Raw genomic sequence first — 20,025 nt, 5'->3', positions numbered from 1 at the left:
GACAATATGAGAATAATAGTCAATTCCGCACTTATGGGGGAACAAATCATCGGTGCTCTTACTTCATATAAGGAAGACAACGTAAATTATGAGTTTATTTCAAAGAGTGGAATGAAGATAGAATTTGAAATCACTGAAATGGAAAAGACAGCTGCTGTTGATCTAACTAAAAAAATTATTAGGAGTCAAGATTTTGGAAGTGCATTATACTTTCAGGTTATGACAGCATAATGTCAATCAGATAATTGTTTTTAGAGGGAGGGGCTGCTATGGCATTAAAAAAGAGTGCAATTATTCTTGCTGCCGGAATAGGTAGAAAAATGTTCCCTTTTAGTACCGTAAGATCAAAGACAACAATAAAAATTGCGGGAATACCTTTAATCAGATATAATGCCGAAAAGCTCGCAAAAATAGGGTGTGAGGATATTGTAGTAGTAACCTCTGTTTTGTACCAAAGAGAAATTCAAGCTTGTTTATCACCTCTTAAAAATATAAATGTAGTTTGTGTGGATGAAAATTGTGGTAGTGCTGACAGCCTTGTATTTGGAGCAAATTTGTGTACAAATGATAACATTTTAGTAATATATGGTGACACAATAATTGACGAAAGCGATCTTGAAAGACTTTACTCGGAAGTTGAACCTGCAGCACTTTTGTACCCTTTGTCAGAAACTTCAAAAAATTGGATAGGAGCAACGATTACAGACAATAGAATAAGTGAAATAGGAGCCCACTATCGTGGTAGCCTTATAACTCACCAGTTTGCAGCTTTCAATTTAGACGTTAATATAATATCTCAAATAGCAAAAACTCCGGATTATTTCCCCAATGTAAAGTGCGGAGTCGGAGTTCCAAGAGAACGTTTTGTTGAAGCCGGTCTTATAAAACCTGTACAGGAGGGTCAAATAAAAGCAGTAGAAGGCCAAGGTATTTTTTTTGATATAGATAAACCGTGGCACATGCTGGCGGCAAATGAACAAATGGTCAAAATAAGAACAGGTAAGTTGACGGGGAATACACTGGCAGAAGGAGCCAGAATCTCTGAAAGAGCTATTGTCAGAGGATTTGTTCAGCTTGGGAAAAACTCTATGGTAGGTGACAATGTTCTCATAGAAGGTAATGTTATTGTTGGTGAGAACACTGTTATAGACAATGGTGCAATAATTAGCGGTAGTGCTGTTATTGGAGATAATACAAAAATAAGAAACTACTGTCACATTTATGATGGAGTATCAATCGGATCAGATTGCATTTTAGATCATGGCTCTGAATTTATTGGGGGCTTAATGATGGACAAGGTATATTTATATCACTACTGTGAAATGTATGGAGCCTTGGGAAACTTTGTTGATATTGGTGCAGCTACCGTATGTGGTACCTTACGTTTTGATGATAGTGATCCGCGCCAGAGGGTAAAAGGCAGGAGCGAAATTCCTTTATCCTATGGAGATGCAATATATATTGGTGATTACTGTCGGACAGGAGTTAATACTATTCTGATGCCCGGATGCAAAATAGGCTCTTACAGTGCTGTAGGGCCTGGAGTTATATTAGTTGGTGATGTTGAAGAAAACAGTCTTATACAGGTTAAGCAGGAGCTTACATTAAAAAAATGGGGTTATGAAAAATACGGATGGTAAGCTGTTGATAAAAACTGAATTCTGAATCAAATTTCAAGTTATATATTATAGTAAAATTTTTAGTTCTGAATAATTTGAGCGTTTTTTCTTATACCCAAAATCCTGTATGGTAAATTATGTAAACAATATTACAATGTGTAAGGAGCCTATTTATGGAAAAGTATTTTCAGGATTTTCACAGCTACATAATTAATGTAATAGAAAAATTTTATCTTACTCAAATTGATAACCTGAATGCTGCAGCTGACATGATAACTAACAGTATTATTAATGGCGGAAAATTTTTTGTTACAGGTACGGGACATTCACATATGATAGCCGAGGAGTTCTATACAAGAGCAGGTGGTTTTGCAAATGTATACCCTATACTTCCATCTGAATTTATGCTCCACGAGCATCCACTAAAGAGTACTGCGGTTGAGAGAGTTGCTGATTATGCTAAGGTCATTATGCATATATACAAAGTTAAACAAGGGGATGTAGTGCTGATAGCCTCTAATTCAGGCAGAAACGGTATGATTGTTGAGCTGGCAAAGCTTGTACAGGAGAAGGGGGCACAGGTAATAGCTCTTACTAATCCTAGAAAATCGGAAAACGAAAAATCAAGACATTCCAGCGGAAAGTATCTTTATCAATATGCTGATGTTGTAATTGATAATTGTACAGAAATAGGAGATGCCGGTTATTATGTGAAGGAGGCTAACACATGTATGGGCGCTGTATCAACAATTACAGGAGCCTATGCAGCTCAGTTTATTTCAGTATTACTGGCAAAAAAGCTGCCTTTAAAAGGAATAATTCCTGCGGTCTTTAAAAGTTCAAATATCGATGGTGGAGATGAGTGGAATAGAGGTCTATTTGAAAAATATTACGGAGTTTAAAATTGTATATTTTTGAAAATGATATATAAATTTCTATATATCATTTTATGAATATAAAATCAATTTAAAGGAGGAAAAAGAATGAAAAGGCACTCATTCAAAAAAGCTATTATTTTAGCAGTAGTTGCGGCCATACTATTGACTTGTGCTCCTTTAGTTTCCATGGCTCAGTCCTTTGATGATGTAAGCAAGGGATTTTGGGCAGGTGAGGCTATTAAAAAATGGAGTGATGCACAGGTACTGACAGGGTCAAATGGAAAGTTCAGGCCAAATGACAAAATAACACGAGCAGAATTTGCAGCAGTACTTAACAAGATAATGAAGTATGACAAAGGGAATGCAGTATTCAGTGATGTAAAACCATCGGATTGGTTTTATAGCCATATAACTGCTGTTGCCTCAGCGGGCGTTATGAATGGATATGATGGAAAGGCCATGCCCAATGACATTATAAAAAGGCAAGATGCAGCTATAATGATAAAAAAGGCATTCAGCATAAAAAATGCAGGTTCTAATCCTTCATTTAATGATGCTAATAAAATATCCGGTTATGCACTGGAGGCTGTTGCAGCATTATTTGAAAAGGAGTTTATATCAGGGAAGCCCGGTAAGTTATTTGATCCTCATGGTGGATTGACACGTGCAGAAGCAGTAAAAATCGTTTCAAATGTTATCCCTAACTATATATATAAACCCGGAACTTATACCACGTTAGAAAAGGGTAATGTAGTAGTAAACAGCCCCGGAGTTATAATTAAGGGTGTAGAGATTACAGGAGATCTGATAGTTGCTCCAAGTGTCGGAGATACCATAACACTTGTTGATGTAAAAGTATCCGGTTCAGTGGTTGTTTTGGGCAAAACTGTAATTAAAGAAGAAACTACTACACCGACTACACCAACGGAGCCTACAAACCCTTCAAACCCGTCAAACCCGTCAAACCCATCAAACCCGACAGAACCGACATTTACAAAATATACCTACGAAAAGGTATTAACTGATTTTTCAGATACGGGTTCACAGGGACTTGTAAAACAGTATATAAATTTTTTACAGGATCCTACATATACTCCAAGCAATAACTTAACTGAAATAAGCTCTACGCTTACAAACGCTCAGACCTTTGTTAATAAGGATTTTACAATTAAGCCATCCATTTTCCCTACTATGGAAAACGTATCATCCTCAGTTCTTAAAAGTGATCGTAAGACATTATGGTTAGGCTATACAGCAGGTGGAGTTGACCGTATTAATCTTGAAAATAATGCAGTGACTTCATACACAGACACTTCTATAAGTTCGGGAAAAGTATTGCTGGTTGTTGATGATGCAGATAGTAACGGCGTTTGGGTCATTACAACTGATGGAGTAACTAAAATAAAACCATGATAAACAAAAATTTTCCAAAAGGAGGATTATTATGTTGAAGGCTAAAAACGTAAGTAAAGTGGTAGCATTAACGCTGGCTATAATTATGCTAATTTCAAATTTAGCATTTGCAGCACCATCTTCGGTTATGGCAGCTAGCGGTTCATTAGGTACGCCGTCAGGAGCTAAATATTCACCGGTACAGCTGGATTCTGCTCCAACAAAGGAAATGGATTATTATAATACACAGACTCCGGCAGGAGTAACCTGGGTTACCAGTTCTACCGATCTTAATTTTATGCCAAAGGCAGCTATAGGAGATGTTACCTGTGCTGTTAAGGATACCGATGATACATATTGGGTTGGAACTAAAAAAGGCATGATGCGTATTAACTTCAAAGAAGCTGACCAGAGAGATATTGTACAATATTTTGCAGGTCCAAGATATACGTATGGTGGAGATGACGTTGTTACTGGTGTTGCGCTGGATAATAACGGAGGAGTATGGGTAAGAAATGCAAAGGGTTCTGTTCATATCAGAATGCCTGAAAAAACAATGCAAGAAAGAACCTATGTTTATGAAAAGCTGGTAAATGATATTAACGACAGACGTGGTATGGTTAGCTCAAACAACGGTTTCTCATATGATGCAGCAACTGACGAATATTATTCTTCATACGTATCAACTCAGGATAATGACGGTTTATGGACGGCTATGTATGCAATGGGAGAAATATTCAGATATCAAACCCTCAAAGCTACAGGTGCTGAAAATGAGGAAATAGCAGCAGCAAAGGCAGCAGCTACTAGAGCTACAAAGGCAGTCCTGCTTCTGGATTTTGTCTCAGGACGGGGAAATGGTTTCCCTTGTAGATCTTATATGCTCAAAGAAGAGGCTCCCCTTACCGGCATGTATAATAACTTTCAGGTAGAAAATGGTTTCTGGTTTGAAAAAAGGCTGTTAAACGAAAGCGAAACATATCCGGATCCAATTATTGATGAGATGAAGTTGGAAGGTAAAGAGCCAATTGGAATAGCAACAGTCAGAATTACAAAGGATGCTATGAATAAAAAGGGATCTCAGGTATTGGCCAGTTCAGACCTGTTTAATGGTCTCGGATTAAGCCCATCTTCAATTGCTACATTTAATACTGTAAGAGCTGATGGCAATAAGCTTGGTACAGATATTGTTTCTGGCAATGGTCAGGTTTTCCCTTTAATGGTTGAAGGTGTTAATACAAGTCCGACGTCAGGAAATAGCTCGGATATTGATCCTGCAAAAATCAAATTCAGATTGACAACACCGGTTTATGAAAGGATTCCTACCTTCTTCAATGATTTGTTCCCTGCTAGTGCAATTGCAGCAGATGGATATATTGATGACTCACAGATTGTATACAAAGCGGATACTTCATCTGATGAGGTTGACGGACATTATGCATTATTCCTTACTGCATACAAATATCTCTGTGATACTGCAGAAGATTCCGAACTCAAGGACATTATAGTAAAAGCTACAACAGATATGACTGACCTTATATTAAAGGATGACCATTACTATATTGTAGATGCACACGGTAAATCAACACAATGGTCAAGATGGCTTTCAGAGTATTTCAATGACGGAATGGATATGATGAAGAATCAGCCTCAATGGCAGTTTAATGTAGGAGTGGATACTGAAGGAAACGACCACTTGTCATACGGATTTGAGGATGGACCTCTAAATGCACTTGAAGTAATGGCGGCACTTAAGACGGCGGTCTATATTGCCAAAGATGCAGATCCGGTAAAATATGCTGACAAAGTAACTACTTATGAAGCTGCATACGACCTTTGCTATGAATCCCCCTATTCAGGTGGCGGAGTAAATAATGACCAAGGCTATATTAACGGCAAGGGTTATATTGACATGGCTAATGAGTATTCAAAGCGCAGAATCATCCGCCAAGCAACAGATGCTTACAATAATAATGATAATGTGCCTGTGACTCAATATGAGGAAAAATTTAAAGGTAACAAAACGGCAAATGCAGTACTTCATAATGACTGGACACAATATGTCAATTACTCCGATGAAGAGCTGGGCTGGTTCCCTGTATACTCTTTGCTGATATTGGAAACAGATCCACAGCGTAAAGCACAGATTGTTTCTGCTTATGACCAATGGTATGAAAATCAGGAAGAGCGTGAAGAGAATCCATTCTATACCTTCCTGTATCAGCTGGCACATCCCGAAAAGACAAATGTTGATTTGAATTCAGCAGTGAGATACTTCTACCGTTCACCTCAGATCAGAAATCAATCACTGAATACAAGAGGCGATAGACAGGATGTATTTTTCATTGAACCTTGTGAAAGAGACAAAACTACATCGCAGACAAATTATGCACTTCCGATGGATGAGAGAAATATAAGTAAAAACAACTCAAATCCGTTTACCAGGTATTCAGGCTTTACTGCTCAATCATACAGTAATTATTCATCCGGCTCTTTGGATTGCGGAACTGTATTTACCTTGTCTTACTGGTTTGGACGTTATTACGGAATGATAACCGAGAAGGCTAATGGTGAGTATTATACAAAGAAAAACCTAACTACTGAGCTTACCAGTGGACAGGCAGCAAACGGCACATCCGTTGATCTGATATTAAAGGCATCAGATGGAGGAAGTCCTATTGCAAGGGTTATTGTAGATTTTTATGCTGACGGAAAATATATTGGTCGTGCAAGGACTGATGAAAATGGTGAGGCAAAATTAACAACAGATGTGAATGCCTCTTCAAGCTACTCAGCAACTACAACAGAAAGACTTGTGGGCAAAAATATGTACCTTACGTCTACAAGCTCTGCAGCGCCAATTAACGGAAGAATGGTAAAAATGGCTATTCCTGAGAATTATGAAATGGTAGTAGGAGAATCACGCTCAATCGAGACTCTTATTTTACCTGGCAGTTCTACTGACAGGACATTAACTTGGAGCTCAAGTGACGAAACAAAAGCAGTTGTTGATAAATATGGAAGAGTTACAGCATTAGCTGCCGGAAATGTAACAATAAAAGCCGAAACTACAGTTGAAAAAATATCCTCAGAAGCAGTAATCAATATTGTTGCTTCGGCAACTAAGGGAGTGGTTAATAAGTCTGCTGTTTCCTACACAGCAACTAATGCTGCAACAGCAGAGGACAATCTTCAGAAGCTTGTTGACAGATACACTTTAGCTGAGGCAAGTACAGATGCAAATGTACCTGAAGCAGTCAAAAACTATATTGCTGATACCTCCACCGGTGGGGTTACAGAGGTAACTGATGCCCAGGGTGCCACATGGAAAGTGGAATCCTATGGCATCGTACGTACACAGGCAAATGAAGAAAATGACAGAGACAAGGTTCAGTATTTCATGAATGAACGTTATCTGCCTGCAGGAACAATAAGCTTTATTGCCAGCGATAATAATAATGGTCTTTGGGTAGTTTCTGATAGTGGTGTTACTCATATTAGAATGGAAACAATGTCCTATCAGGAGAAAGCAATCATAATGAGCGATGCGTCCCAGAAATATGTTTCCAGAAGGGGTATGGTATCACAGGCTTCAAGAGATGCTACAGCATCAAATGGCTGGAGACCGAAGGAAACTGATAATGACGGCTTATGGACCAGCATGTATGGAGTTGGAGAATTATACAGATATGCTGAACTGAAAAAGGCATTTGAAGCTGGAGATTCCACTGTTACACAACAAATGGTTGATGATGCAAAGGCTGTAGCTACCAAATCGGCAGAGGCAGTACTACTTCTGGGTAATATATCAATGAGAACCGGTACTGTTGATGCGAAAGTACGTTATATGGCTAATGATAGTAATCAAATGAGTGGAAATGCATTGCTAAAGGGCAAAAACTATGCTGTATTTTCACCTGTAGTAGGACCGGCAGGTGGAGATAGATTTGGAACAAACCACACTCAAGGTGCTCAGGATGTATTTAATCCTGTTAACCTTCTGGATTGGCTAGATCCTCGTACAGCCCCTGCCGGAACAGAGTTTGAAACCAGAAAGAGAAGCCTTTCAGGATTTGTAGCACGTACCTACCGTTTGGCCGGACTTGAAGGTGAAGACGCTGGTGCAGGAAGTTATAATGATGGTTATTATTATGATGTAACCGGAAATACTGCTACATGTCTTGCTACTACTTCAACTAAAGTAAAATGGGAGACCTTGGCCGGTGTTACCGTAGATGCAAGTAGTACTGTTCCTGAAAGGCTTGCAAAGCTGTACAATACAGTAACAAATCCATTAACAGGACAACCTTTCAGTAAGGATGACATAATATACAAAGCTGATACAAGTACTGACGAATTAATAGGACACCTTTTCATATATAAGGTTGCTTATGATGTCCTAGGTGCCGAAGATCCTGAGCTTAAGCAAATAATCGCAGACACAGTAAAAAATTTGGCACTGCACTATGTGGAAAACGGATACGGCCTTAAAGATGCAACAGGACAGTCAACTACCTGGGGAAAAACTGACAGAGATTATTTCAATAACAGCTATGCATGGGAAGATTGTTCTTTAAGTGCAATGGTAGTTCTAAATGCATTTAAGCTTGCCGGCTATGTAACCGGTGAACAAAGATGGGAAGACGAATACAGAATGCTTGCACTGGAAGCTCCATATGAATATGCCAAGCTTGCAGGAGAGTACTGGGAACGATGGGTTTATTATGCAGTAGAAGATGGCTGTGACGCAAACAATCAGGAAGAGATAAATGAGTGGATTCAACAGAACCTGAATTACTCAGATGAAGAGATGGCTATGCTTGCATACTATCTGATTTTCCAGATGGAAAGCGACAATACCTTATTGGGAAAATACAGAACAGGTTTAGATGCATGGTGGAATTCCATGAAATATAGTGAAAATCCGCTTTGGTACTATATTTACCAGCTTGCATATCCTGAAACAACAGTCAAAGATGCTTACGGTAATAATCTTATTGATACTGCATCCTGGGCACTGAAACGTCACCCTGTTGATACTATAACCTGGAGTGCATACACTGCCGGAAGACCCGGAGTAACACAGGACGGTGAGCTCTCAAAGGATGAAGCAGGAAATATTACTGTAGTACCACAGGATGAACGTAATCTGCATAAATTCAATGGAAGCACCTACGAGCTTGAAGGTGGTAATCCTAATAAAATGGAAGGCTCCACAACATATACACTTCCATACTGGCTAGGAAGATACCACAATATGATTGAATGATTTAGATATTAATAGGGATTTACTAATAAAAACTGCGGCTTGATAGATTATAAAAATTCTATCAAGCCGCAGTTTTTAGTTTTGACATTATTAAAAAAGATTAATTTCCGAAATTAAAGTACATTTGAAAGTCTGTTTTTAACATCCGCTTTAAATCTGTCAATATATCCAAAGATATAATCCATTATATCCATGTTTGGATTTTGAATTAAAGGGGTTAAATCCATTGCATACATCAGAGAAGAAGCCATATCTGTTCCATGTGAGGCATAGTAGGTGGCATTGGCCAGTCTTCTGCCCGTTGTGGCTAAATCATATCTCTTTCCGCCACATATCTGTGAGTCAAAAACACCGAGAAGTGAGGCTGATATATTCGGGTGTTCAGAAACATCAAATACCGCTTTTTCTTCATCATTAACCCAGTCAAGGCTTCTCCAGACTTCACAGCCGTACAGCTTTTCCGGTTGAACGTCAGCGGGCAGCTCTCTTAACGCATGGATAACCTTTGTAACTACACCTAAATGGGTGTCGTGCTTATCGGCAAGATTGTGTGTATAAATAACCTTTGGCTTGGCAGCAGAAATCAAGTCTTTTAGTTCGTTGACTATATCTGTATTGTTGGGGCTTTTCACATCAGAACTGGGATAGTCAAGCAGTGTCAAGGCTCCATATTCACCCACAAAGGCAGCCTTTTTCTGTTCAAGCTTTCTTACTGTTTGCATCTGTTCATCGGTATATTCGGCATACAGGCCATCCCTTGGGCTGCCTGCACCGTTTGTTACAACTACGGAATAAAACCACTTATCTTCTTTGCCAAAGCATTCCAGAATACCAGCCTGAGCCATAAATTCAATATCGTCCTGATGTGCGGAGATAGCCATATAAGTAGTTCTGCTAATAGCTTCACTTAATTGCTTGTTATCCGGAACGTAGAATTCAGCACCTTTGTTTTTTAATTTCATATATATCACTCACTTTCTTGTATACGTTAAAATGCATCGGGAAAACTTACAGCGGTAATGGACTGGCCCACTCCTCTGTTTGATTCATCCGGCAGATGCAAGGATATTGCTGAAGCCAACTCTGGAAATTCCCAAGATTCTGGTATCATTCAGGTGCATAGCTCTTGCCAGAGCCGTAACAGCAGGATGGAACTCTTTTTCTAAACAGAACAAATTTGGAGCTTATATCCATAATATGTCTCCTGTTACTTAGTAATTGTTACTTTATTAAGACCTCTGGGACAATCCGGGTTCAAGCCTTTTGTCAGCGATAGGTTACATGCAAACATCTGGGCTATAACCACATTATAGAACGGGGAAATCATATCATTATCGGTTTGTGGAATTTCAAAGGAACAGTTACCCATTTCCAGTACTTCCTTATTATTCGAAATAACTATAATTTCGGCTTGGGATTCCTTCAGTTTGTTAATCATTTCAATGATATCCCTTAAAGCAGGTCCTTCGGGTGCGTATACAAAAACCGGCATATCCTTGTCAATCATAGCAAATGGGCCGTGATGAAAATCAGATACTGCATAGGCTTTTGCACGAACGTAAGAGGTTTCTTGGATTTTTAGTGCTGCTTCAAGGGCTATAGAATAATTCATTCCTCTGGTAAGAATAAAACATTCATTCATGTATAGATACCGTTCAGCCTTGTTTTTAATATGCTCGGCAGAAGTTTCAATGACTTTGGTGATGTTTTGGGGAATAAGAGACAGTTCCTTTTTTATATCCTCATTACCTGACCATGCAGCAACCAGCAGAGCTATAAGATATAGCTGTGATGTAAATGTTTTTGTTGCAGCTACACTTTTTTCAAGACCTGCATTACAGTAAAGATGAAACATTGATTCAGCAGAAAGGGGAGACTGAGTATCATTAGTGATACTGACAGTTGTTGCTCCGCATTTATTTGCACTCTTTATAACCTCAAGTACGTCAGCAGCCTTGCCGGACTGGGATATTCCTATTACTAGGCTATTTTTCATATTTACATTCTTGCCGTAGGTAGTAAATATTGAAGGAGCAGCCAGTGATACCGGTATTTCCAGAGCATATTCGATAATATATTTTGCATATACTCCTGCATGATCTGAAGTACCTCTTGCTGCAATTACCACAGAGTCAATATGTTGTTTTTTCAAGTGCTCAGCTATGTTGGAGATAACAGTTTCGCTTGAACCCTTGCACCTTTCTAAAACACTTGGTTGTTCCAGTATTTCTTGCCACATTTTTGTTGTATTTGTCATAACCATTCCTCGCAATCTTATGTATTTATTATAATTATTATATGTATAGAGGTATATACCAGTTAATTATAATTTAGCATTTGACTGCTATAAAGTCAAGCTCATTTTATGATAAAACAATAACGAGGCAATATATGTCCACCAGCCTCGTTAGGTGAAGGATACCGCTTCGTTATTGGGGGTTTTTATTATTATAAACCAAGACATTGTATTTATACTCATCAGAACGGTATTTAGAGTCTTCATAAAGTAATTTGAGGTTGGAATCAGTGTGAACAACAGAGCTGATTTTTAAAACAGGGGTACCGGAGGCAATTTTCAGCAGTTCCTTATCTTCAACAGATGCTTTGCCCGCCTCTATGACATTTTCAAGGTAATCAATTTTAAAAGAATATTCTTCTGTCAATATCTTGTAAAGTGACTCTGTCAAATCCTGGGCATCCAAGTTAGGGCAGTATTTTTCCGGTATGAAGTTTTCTTCTATTGCCACAGGTTTGTCACTGGCAAATCTCAATCTTTTAACATTGTAAACCAAATCATTGTCTTCCAACTCCAGTATTTTCAGAATGTTATCCGGTGCTTTTATCTTTTCGAGCCGAAGAACTTTGGTCATTGGCAGCATACCTTTGTTCCTGACAGTTTGGGAAAAACTTGTAATGTTTCTCTGTGCTATCTTGGATTTTGAAACAAAGGTTCCTTTACCTTTTTCCCTGTACAATGTGCCTTCCTGTACCAATTGTGTCAATGCCTGGCGAACAGTCATACGACTGATGCCTAGAGAGTCGCTCAATTCTCTTTCAGATGGAATCAGGGAATTTTCAGCATACTCTCCACTGTTTATCTTTTCGATAATTTTGTTTTTTAGCTGATAATAAGCCGGAATAGGGCTTTTTTTATCAATATACATTTTTTCACGCCTTTATAATCTGACATATTTTATATACTACTTCTTCAAAAAAATATTAACATACAATCAAAAAAAAGGCTAGACCGGAGTGGTAGGGTCACCGAAGCTGCTACAGATTTTTAGTTAATTCACAACCACAAAAAAATAAAGGGATAATTTGAAATTGGCCCCAAATATAGTATAATATAGTTACATTTAAATGAACTATTGATAGTTACATTTTCTAATCAATTTATTTATTCGATGCATCGGATATTTAATTCAAACTAACAAACAAAACTCTTGTCATTGTGCCATTTTCCATAACAGTAGAGAATATCCTGAAAATTAAAACCTATGTTTCAAAAATGAGAAGCAAAAGATGCGGATACTGCCGGTTAACCGGGTCCTTTGTGAAATCTCAGATTTGAATATAAAGAAAATTAATAAGAATGGAGGTGAATGTTTAAGAAAAGTAGGTAAAGGATGTTGATTTAATACCGGCGCAGTATTGTTTAACACAAGTAGCCTTGCAACCAGCGGTGGAAATATTGAGCTCCGTCTTTACAGCCTGAAGAAAAACAAGCTTGGGATGATAACTAGATTCGCTGCTGATTTGTAATTGAGTCATAAATGGCGGTGGGACAAAGAATACAGAATCGAGCAACGGTTAGCAAGGGCAGATACGGTATCTGCACAAGTACAATATTAAAATAAGAGGAGAGTTGATTTATGAAAAAAAACAGTTTTAAATCCTTATCAGTGGCGCTTGCTGTCTTAATGACAGCGCTGATGGTTTGTTCGTCTACGGTTAGTGCCGCTACTCCCACAGGTAAAAGGTTAAAGGATGTTCAAAGCAAGGTTATGGTGGGAACTGAATTCCCCAGTGGTTTTACAACATTATCAGATGCTTCCACATTTCTCAGCACTGCAACTCCGGAATTTAATCTGGTAACAGCAGAAAATTGTATGAAATGGGATGCTTTAGAACCTTCACAAAATAGTTTTAATTTTACTGAAGCGGATAAGCTTGTAAACTGGGCGAAAACTAACAATTATACGGTTCATGGTCACACGTTTGTTTGGCACAATCAAGCTCCAGGCTGGATACAGAATCTTAGTGCCAGCGCTATGGAGTCTGCCCTGAACAATCATATTGACAAGGTAATGGGGCGTTATAAAGGCCAGATTCCAATATGGGACGTGGCTAATGAAGTTTTTGAGGATAATGGAAGCTACAGAAATTCCTTCTGGTATAGAACTATGGGTAAGAGCTTTATAGAGAAAGCATTTATCCGTGCTCGTGCCGCTGACCCTGCTGCCAAGCTGGTATACAACGATTACAATCTTGAGTATACCGGACCTAAGTCCAACGCTGCCTATGAGATGCTCAAAGACTTTAAGAGCCGTGGCATACCTGTAGATGGCATTGGTTTCCAAATGCATTTAGATATACAATACGCAATTGACTATAATGACTTTGCCAAGAATATGCAACGTTTTGCAGATTTAGGCCTTGAGATATACATAACTGAGATGGATGTACGTGTATCCAGCAATACTACATCGGCAGAACTTCAAACTCAAGCCAGCTACTATAAGAATATTATAGAGAAATGTATGGCACAGCCGGCAGTAAAGGCTATTCAGGTTTGGGGCTTTACAGACAAATATTCATGGGTACCGAATACGTTCCAAGGCAGAGACAATGCTCTAATCTTTGACAAAAGCTATAATCCGAAACCGTCTTATTATGCAATGCAAGCTGCTCTCGCTACAGCCCCTACACCAACAGTAGTATATGGTGACCTTGATGGTAGTGGCAGTGTTGATGCTATAGATTATTCACTTATGAAGCAATATCTGCTGGGTTCAATAACCAAATTCCCATCTGAAAATGGTTTGGTCGCTGCAGATGTAAATGCCAGCGGATCAATAGATGCCTTAGATTTCGCTGTTATGAAGCAATATCTGATTGGACTTATAACAAAATTCCCTGCACAAGTGTAATAAGAGTTAATTGATTGTGTCATTTCCCAATAATGGGTAGTGGGAACGCCTGCCTTAGACGTTCCCGCTACCCATTATTTTGTTATCCTATTGTTGTTATCTCTTTAAGAAGATATGTTATAATAATGCTGCTTAAAAGCCTTTCGGTAAATAAGGAGTAATAGCTTTAAATAGTGATAAACTAGAAAAGTAGCTTAATACATAAATTGATTTAGGCAGGTGTTAAGAGCAAATGGATGATAGAAATTTAATATTGGTTATAGAAGATGATACAGATATTAGTAATATGATTTGTGACTTACTTAAACAGAATGGCTACAATGCAAAGCAGGCTTATTCAGGAACTGAAGCCTTAATGGTATTTGACAAAAAAATAAATTTGATACTTTTAGACCTTATGCTTCCGGGGCTGGCAGGTGAGATGGTGCTAATGGAAATCAGAAAACACAGTAATGTTCCCATTATCGGACTTTCAGCAAAGAGCGATAAGGATTCCACAATAAATCTGTTAAAGTCCGGTGCTGACGATTATATTGTAAAGCCCTTTAATAATGAGGAGCTGCTTGCAAGAATTGAAGCACAGCTGAGAAGGAATAACCAGTTTTCAAGCTCTCCCGTTGGAAATAATAAATTAACCTATAAAGATGTATCAATAGATACAGAAACCTACTTGGTACAGGTTGGACAAATTCCTGTAAGCCTCACTAAACGGGAATTTTTAATTCTTGAATTATTGATGAAATATCCGAACAAGGTGTTTAGTAAATCGAATATTTACGAGCATGTATGGAATGACGAATTTTTTGGAGATGAGAATACTATAAATGTCCATATTAGTAATATTCGCTTAAAGCTTGCAAAAGCAAACCCTTCAGAAGAATACATACAAACTGTTTGGGGAATAGGCTTTAAGATGAGTGAGTAAATTTTAGACTTTCTTTAGACTTATTTTATTGATTCTTAAACCCTATACATCATAATAAGGTCATAATCTAAAGAAAGGGAGTGCTTAAGTTGGCTGAATATATTATGCAAACCTTCGGACTTACCAAGAAGTACGGAGAAATTATTTCAGTTAGTAATTTAAATATGAAAATCAAAAAGGGAGATATATATGGTTTTATTGGCAGAAACGGTGCCGGTAAAACGACAACCATCAGAATGATTACAGGCCTTGTTACACCAACAAGCGGTGAAATAGAATTGTTCGCACATAAGAGTGGAAAAATTATTAATGCCGGATTGCCTAGAATTGGCAGCATAATCGAGCATCCTGCTTTATATACTGATTTTACTGCATATGAGAATATGGAGCTCCGAGGCAAGCTACTGGGAATACCCGATAAAAAAGTTATTCATAGCATATTGGAAACAGTAGAATTATCGGAGGTGGGTAAGAAAAAGGTTAAGAATTTTTCTTTAGGGATGAGGCAGCGTTTGGGTTTGGCTCTTGCGCTGCTTGGAAATCCTGATTTTCTTATACTTGATGAACCTATAAACGGACTTGACCCAGAGGGCATTGTGGAGATGAGAAAGCTTTTAAAAAGACTCAATGAAGAACAGGGGATAACAATACTAATATCAAGCCATATATTAGGGGAACTGTCTAAACTGGCTACACGTTATGGGGTAATTAATAATGGTACGTTAGTGGAGGAATTTACAGCAAAAGAATTGGAGCTAAAATGTAGAAGGTACCTTAGGTTAAAGGTAAGCGACAGTTCAATGGCTTCTTTTATTCTGGAGGACATTTTTAAAACAACAAATTATGAGGTGCAGCCTGACAACATAATTAAGCTTTATGATTTAATTGATATGTCAGGTGAAATCTGCCTGGAACTTGCAAAAAGTAATGTAAAAATATATTCAATTGAATCCAAGGGTAATGATTTGGAAGATTATTTTATGAAATTGATGGGAGGTAATAACAATGCTTAATTTATTAGCAGCAGATTTCTATAAATTAAGGCGATGCAAATCCTTTTATATTTGTTTAGGGATACTTGCAGCAGTTGTAGCCTATATTATAATAGATTTTAGCTCATCTTCACATATAAAAGAGCAGCTTAGTCCAAGTACCTTCCACTGGATATATATGATTTTTAAAGAAAAAGCTTTTCTACCATACTTTATGCCTGTACTACAAGCCATATTTATTACAATGCTTATAACAAGTGAGTACAACATGGGAACAATAAAAGACCCTGTTTCGTTGGGTTTCAGCCGCACAAAAATTTATATGTCAAAACTAATCACAATATCCGTTGGTTCCCTCTTAATGATGCTTGTTGCAATATTATTTACGGTCATTACATCAATTTTGGTTTTTGGAATATATGGTTCCTTCTTAATATCAGATATGCTACTGGTTTTCCGTATGCTTTTAATTCAAGGCTTATTATATACAGCTTATGGCTCAATATTTCTCATGATAGCATTTTTAATTAAGAATATTGGAGGTACAATGGCTTTTGCCATATTCTTCAGCTTAATTTTAGGCTCCTTGGGTTCAATAATTGGGAATAGCTACTTTGGAAGAATTCTGCTGCTTATGAATTTTTCGCCTACCGCAATGCCTCACCCACAAGTAGTGGATATATGGATAGCAATCGCAGCAGCTTTGGGCTACCTGATTTTGTGTTCGGGTGTAGGGGGATTTACTTTTAAAAAGCAGGATATCAAATAGGTTTGGAGGCGGATTTTATGCTTTGGTTAATTATTATAGTACTTATTTTAGTCATAGTCGTACTATCCGCCTATATTTTTCTTTACAAAAGGCAGATTAGAGAAATTGCTTCAAGACTTCAGTTTATTAGATATAATGTAACAAATATGAAAATAAACCTCCAACTTAAAACCAAGGAAACTAATGAACTGGCAACTCAATTAAATTATATAATTGACTATTATAAGACTGAAAAAGCTGCCATTTCAAAGGCACAGCACGAATTTAAAGAGGAGATAACCAACATATCTCATGATTTAAGAACACCACTAACATCTATTTCCGGGTATGTGCAGATGTTGGAATCGGAGAAAACGCCGGCAAAAAAGAAATCCGAATATTACAGCGTAATCAGAGGGCGTATTAATACATTAGTTAAAATGCTGGATGATTTTTTTGAATTTACCAGAACTGAATCGGAAGAATATAAAATACAGCTCAAAAAAACTAATGTGAGCAATGTGCTGACAGATGTCATTGCTCTGTTTTATTATGATTTCCTGTCAAAAGGTGAAGAGCCAAGTATACGAATACCTTCTAAACCTATTTATATCCCAGCGGATAAGGATGCCTTAAAAAGGGTCTTTCAGAATTTGATTAAGAACTATTTAAATCATGGAACCGGTGGTATATCCATTTTAGTAAAACAGGAAGGAACTCAGGTAATAATTAGCTTTAGAAATTATGTGCCCAATTTAGATAGTTTGGATGTTGATAATTTGTTTAAGCGCTTTTACACTGCTGATAAATCCAGAACTAAGAAAACTACGGGATTGGGTTTGGCTATTGTTAAAAACTTGGTTGCAAAAATGAAGGGTGAGATTGAAGCATATGTTGAGGATTCGTTTCTAATTATAGATATAACTTTCAAAATTTAGAGGTACAGGGGATTTAAGATGAAAAAAGATTATATTCATATGCTTTTGGCCTTTGGCCGGCTGTAATGATATTTTTATTTGTAGTTTTTTTAATAGGAGTTATAAATACAGTTACCAGAATATATAACAGATTAAAAACCCACTCTTAAAGCGGAGGTAACTCATGTATGCAAATAAGCAGGAATTAATTACTGCAATTAAAAAAACATCCAAGCTTTTTATTGATGATTTTGATTCAATAAATGAAGAAGAAAAAAATAAGCTTATAGATGGTGTAGAGCGTACTCCTTCTCAGATGATTGCATACCAACTTGGATGGATGAACTTAATTTTAAGTTGGGATAAAGATGAACTTGACGGAAAAGAAGTAACAACTCCAAATGCTGAATATAAATGGAATCAACTTGGAGACTTATATGAAAGTTTTTATATAAAGTACAAAGCTTGTTCGCTGATGGAATTAAAAGAATTATTTTCAACCTCTGTAGAACAAATGATTACTTGGGTGGATAGTTTTTCTCATGAAGAACTTTTTACTCAAGATGTTAGAAAATGGGCATCTTCAACTCCGTCCAGATGGCCCATTTGGAAGTGGGTACACATTAATACGGTGGCACCGTTCAAGTCATTTCGTACCAAAATCAGAAAGTGGAAAAAACTGAACGGTCTATTTTAAAAGCCATTTTTCAACTTATTCTTTACTTTCATACAACCTAAAATGATTACTTTGTTGGTTTCAAGGGCCATTTCTTTAAATCGGCCTTTTTGAATTGTATCCTGAGGAATAATAGCAGCAGCTTTAATACCATAATACCTGATTACTTAGCATATCCGACCAAGCGAACTGTACCAAAAATGTCTTCTTCTTTATCTCAGGAGCCTCTGGTGATGACAAAAGCCAATTTTTTAGTTCTTTAAGTCCTTCTTCTGTTATCGTATATATTTTCTTTGAAGGAGGAATCCTCAAAAAGCTTTTTTAGCTCATAGCCTGTTGAGGCGTCCAGCTCAGTATTCCTAATATGGCTAATTGTATTGACATAATCACATCTCGTTTATATATAAAATAGGTTAATAGTAACATATGTTATATATGAGTGGCAATTAATTAAAAGGCAATTAATTATTACAAAAATTACCAATTAGACCTACCGTTCAAAATAAATTGACAGCAGTCTACAAATATTATAAATTATTATTATAACAAATATGGAAAGTAATTCTTTTATTTACATAAAATATATAAAAAGAAAATGATGTCCACAAAAAATATATTTAGAAAGGTAATTATAATTCCCACTTTTGAAAGCTTTATGTTGGGTTACTAGTCGAAAGGCCGATGATAAATTATGAAAAGTTTAAAAATGTTTTGTATACCCCATGCGGGAGGTTCCATGGCATCGTATTCAAAACTTAGGTTCAAATTACTGTCACATATGGATGTTCACAATTTAGAGTTACCGGGACGTGGAAGACGTTTTGAGGAGACATTTTGTGAGAACATGGAAGAAGCAGTATATGATTTGTATAATCAAATTGCTGATGAAATTTCTGAAGACCCGTATGTTATTTTTGGACATAGCATGGGGAGTTGGTTAGCCTTTGAACTTTATTTCAAAATAAAGCAAGAGGGGCTCCGACTGCCAAATCATTTGATATGTTCAGGTAATGTGACACCGTCTATTAGTTCTAAAAGCAACAGTTTACAAAAATTAAATAATAAGGAATTTGAAGAAAAGATACAAGAGATTGGAGGGCTATATAGTAGATATCTGAATAACGAGGATGTTAAGAAAAAGTATTTACCTGTCTTAAGAGCAGATTTTAATATAGTTGAAAATTATATATTTAAAGGGGGAATATTAGATTGTAATTTAACTGTTCTAGGCGGTAAAAGTGACCCTTTAACCATGGGCCAACTGGGAGGATGGAGTAACTTAACTAAAAAAAGATTTAATATTGTAGAGTTTGATGGGGGGCATTTCTTTTTACTTGATAATGTAAATACGGTATCAGAAGTAATTATTCAATATTTAAGCTATTTATTATAATAGCTAAATAAATCATATCAAAATCAAAGTATTACAGATATATAATTAATTAACAAGGAAGAG

16 protein-coding genes and 1 pseudogene are annotated in these 20,025 nt (G+C 37.0%); 12 read left to right on the top strand and 5 right to left on the bottom strand.

From position 1 onward, the window contains the following. Positions 1-6 precede the first annotated feature (6 nt). From CLO1100_RS15910 to CLO1100_RS15890, 5 genes are all read left to right on the top strand, one after another. Complete coding sequence (locus CLO1100_RS15910; protein WP_014314793.1) at positions 7-231, top strand: hypothetical protein; 225 nt, start codon at positions 7-9, stop codon at positions 229-231. Between the two features lie 38 nt (positions 232-269). Continuing rightward, entirely contained in the window at positions 270-1,640 is a 1,371-nt protein-coding gene (locus tag CLO1100_RS15905; RefSeq protein ID WP_014314792.1) for an NTP transferase domain-containing protein, read from the top strand. A gap of 152 nt (positions 1,641-1,792) precedes the next feature. Further along, the gene (locus CLO1100_RS15900; protein WP_014314791.1) at positions 1,793-2,521 is read left to right on the top strand and encodes an SIS domain-containing protein; all 729 of its coding nucleotides are present in this window, start codon (positions 1,793-1,795) and stop codon (positions 2,519-2,521) included. An 81-nt stretch (positions 2,522-2,602) separates the two neighbouring features. Beyond that, complete coding sequence (locus tag CLO1100_RS15895) at positions 2,603-3,910, top strand: S-layer homology domain-containing protein (RefSeq protein WP_014314790.1); 1,308 nt, start codon at positions 2,603-2,605, stop codon at positions 3,908-3,910. Positions 3,911-3,941: 31 nt separating this feature from the next. Then, the gene (locus CLO1100_RS15890; protein ID WP_014314789.1) at positions 3,942-9,158 is read left to right on the top strand and encodes an Ig-like domain-containing protein; all 5,217 of its coding nucleotides are present in this window, start codon (positions 3,942-3,944) and stop codon (positions 9,156-9,158) included. 113 nt (positions 9,159-9,271) lie between these two features. Here the strand turns inward: CLO1100_RS15890 and CLO1100_RS15885 are convergent, their stop codons facing one another. The 4 genes from CLO1100_RS15885 to CLO1100_RS15875 form a co-directional block, all read right to left on the bottom strand. After that, the gene (locus tag CLO1100_RS15885; RefSeq protein WP_014314788.1) at positions 9,272-10,120 is read right to left on the bottom strand and encodes a PIG-L family deacetylase; all 849 of its coding nucleotides are present in this window, start codon (positions 10,118-10,120) and stop codon (positions 9,272-9,274) included. An 84-nt stretch (positions 10,121-10,204) separates the two neighbouring features. Further along, the gene (locus CLO1100_RS21290; RefSeq protein WP_278244368.1) at positions 10,205-10,333 is read right to left on the bottom strand and encodes a hypothetical protein; all 129 of its coding nucleotides are present in this window, start codon (positions 10,331-10,333) and stop codon (positions 10,205-10,207) included. A 32-nt stretch (positions 10,334-10,365) separates the two neighbouring features. Beyond that, entirely contained in the window at positions 10,366-11,415 is a 1,050-nt protein-coding gene (locus CLO1100_RS15880) for an SIS domain-containing protein (RefSeq protein WP_014314787.1), read from the bottom strand. 172 nt (positions 11,416-11,587) lie between these two features. Next, entirely contained in the window at positions 11,588-12,322 is a 735-nt protein-coding gene (locus CLO1100_RS15875) for a GntR family transcriptional regulator (protein WP_014314786.1), read from the bottom strand. Positions 12,323-13,033: 711 nt separating this feature from the next. On the opposite strand from CLO1100_RS15875, the gene CLO1100_RS15870 reads away from it, so the two are divergent. From CLO1100_RS15870 to CLO1100_RS15845, 6 genes are all read left to right on the top strand, one after another. Then, positions 13,034-14,311 carry an endo-1,4-beta-xylanase gene (locus CLO1100_RS15870; protein WP_014314785.1) on the top strand — a complete coding sequence of 426 codons (1,278 nt, stop codon included), beginning with the start codon at positions 13,034-13,036 and terminating at the stop codon, positions 14,309-14,311. Between the two features lie 232 nt (positions 14,312-14,543). Further along, positions 14,544-15,236, top strand: coding sequence for a response regulator transcription factor (locus CLO1100_RS15865; RefSeq protein WP_014314784.1), 693 nt, complete (start codon positions 14,544-14,546; stop codon positions 15,234-15,236). Between the two features lie 89 nt (positions 15,237-15,325). Further along, on the top strand, positions 15,326-16,249 hold the full coding sequence (locus CLO1100_RS15860) for an ATP-binding cassette domain-containing protein (RefSeq protein WP_014314783.1): 924 nt from the start codon (positions 15,326-15,328) through the stop codon (positions 16,247-16,249). After that, positions 16,242-16,997, top strand: coding sequence for an ABC transporter permease (locus tag CLO1100_RS15855; protein WP_014314782.1), 756 nt, complete (start codon positions 16,242-16,244; stop codon positions 16,995-16,997). The genes CLO1100_RS15860 and CLO1100_RS15855 overlap by 8 nt, the downstream gene beginning before the upstream one ends. A 17-nt stretch (positions 16,998-17,014) precedes the next feature. Next, positions 17,015-17,914, top strand: coding sequence for a HAMP domain-containing sensor histidine kinase (locus tag CLO1100_RS15850; protein ID WP_014314781.1), 900 nt, complete (start codon positions 17,015-17,017; stop codon positions 17,912-17,914). A 163-nt stretch (positions 17,915-18,077) separates the two neighbouring features. Beyond that, positions 18,078-18,590, top strand: a complete 513-nt coding sequence (locus CLO1100_RS15845) for a ClbS/DfsB family four-helix bundle protein (protein ID WP_014314780.1) — start codon at positions 18,078-18,080, stop codon at positions 18,588-18,590. A gap of 15 nt (positions 18,591-18,605) precedes the next feature. On the opposite strand, the pseudogene CLO1100_RS21355 reads toward CLO1100_RS15845, so the two are convergent. Then, positions 18,606-18,953: pseudogene (locus CLO1100_RS21355) on the bottom strand (hypothetical protein). 307 nt (positions 18,954-19,260) lie between these two features. Here CLO1100_RS21355 and CLO1100_RS15840 point away from each other — a divergent pair. After that, entirely contained in the window at positions 19,261-19,962 is a 702-nt protein-coding gene (locus CLO1100_RS15840) for a thioesterase domain-containing protein (RefSeq protein ID WP_014314779.1), read from the top strand. Positions 19,963-20,025 lie beyond the last annotated feature (63 nt).

This window comes from Clostridium sp. BNL1100 (assembly GCF_000244875.1).
GTDB lineage: Bacteria > Bacillota > Clostridia > Acetivibrionales > DSM-1351 > Ruminiclostridium.
Note: the sequence above shows the minus strand (reverse complement) of the source record. Positions and strands in the feature narration are given on the sequence as shown.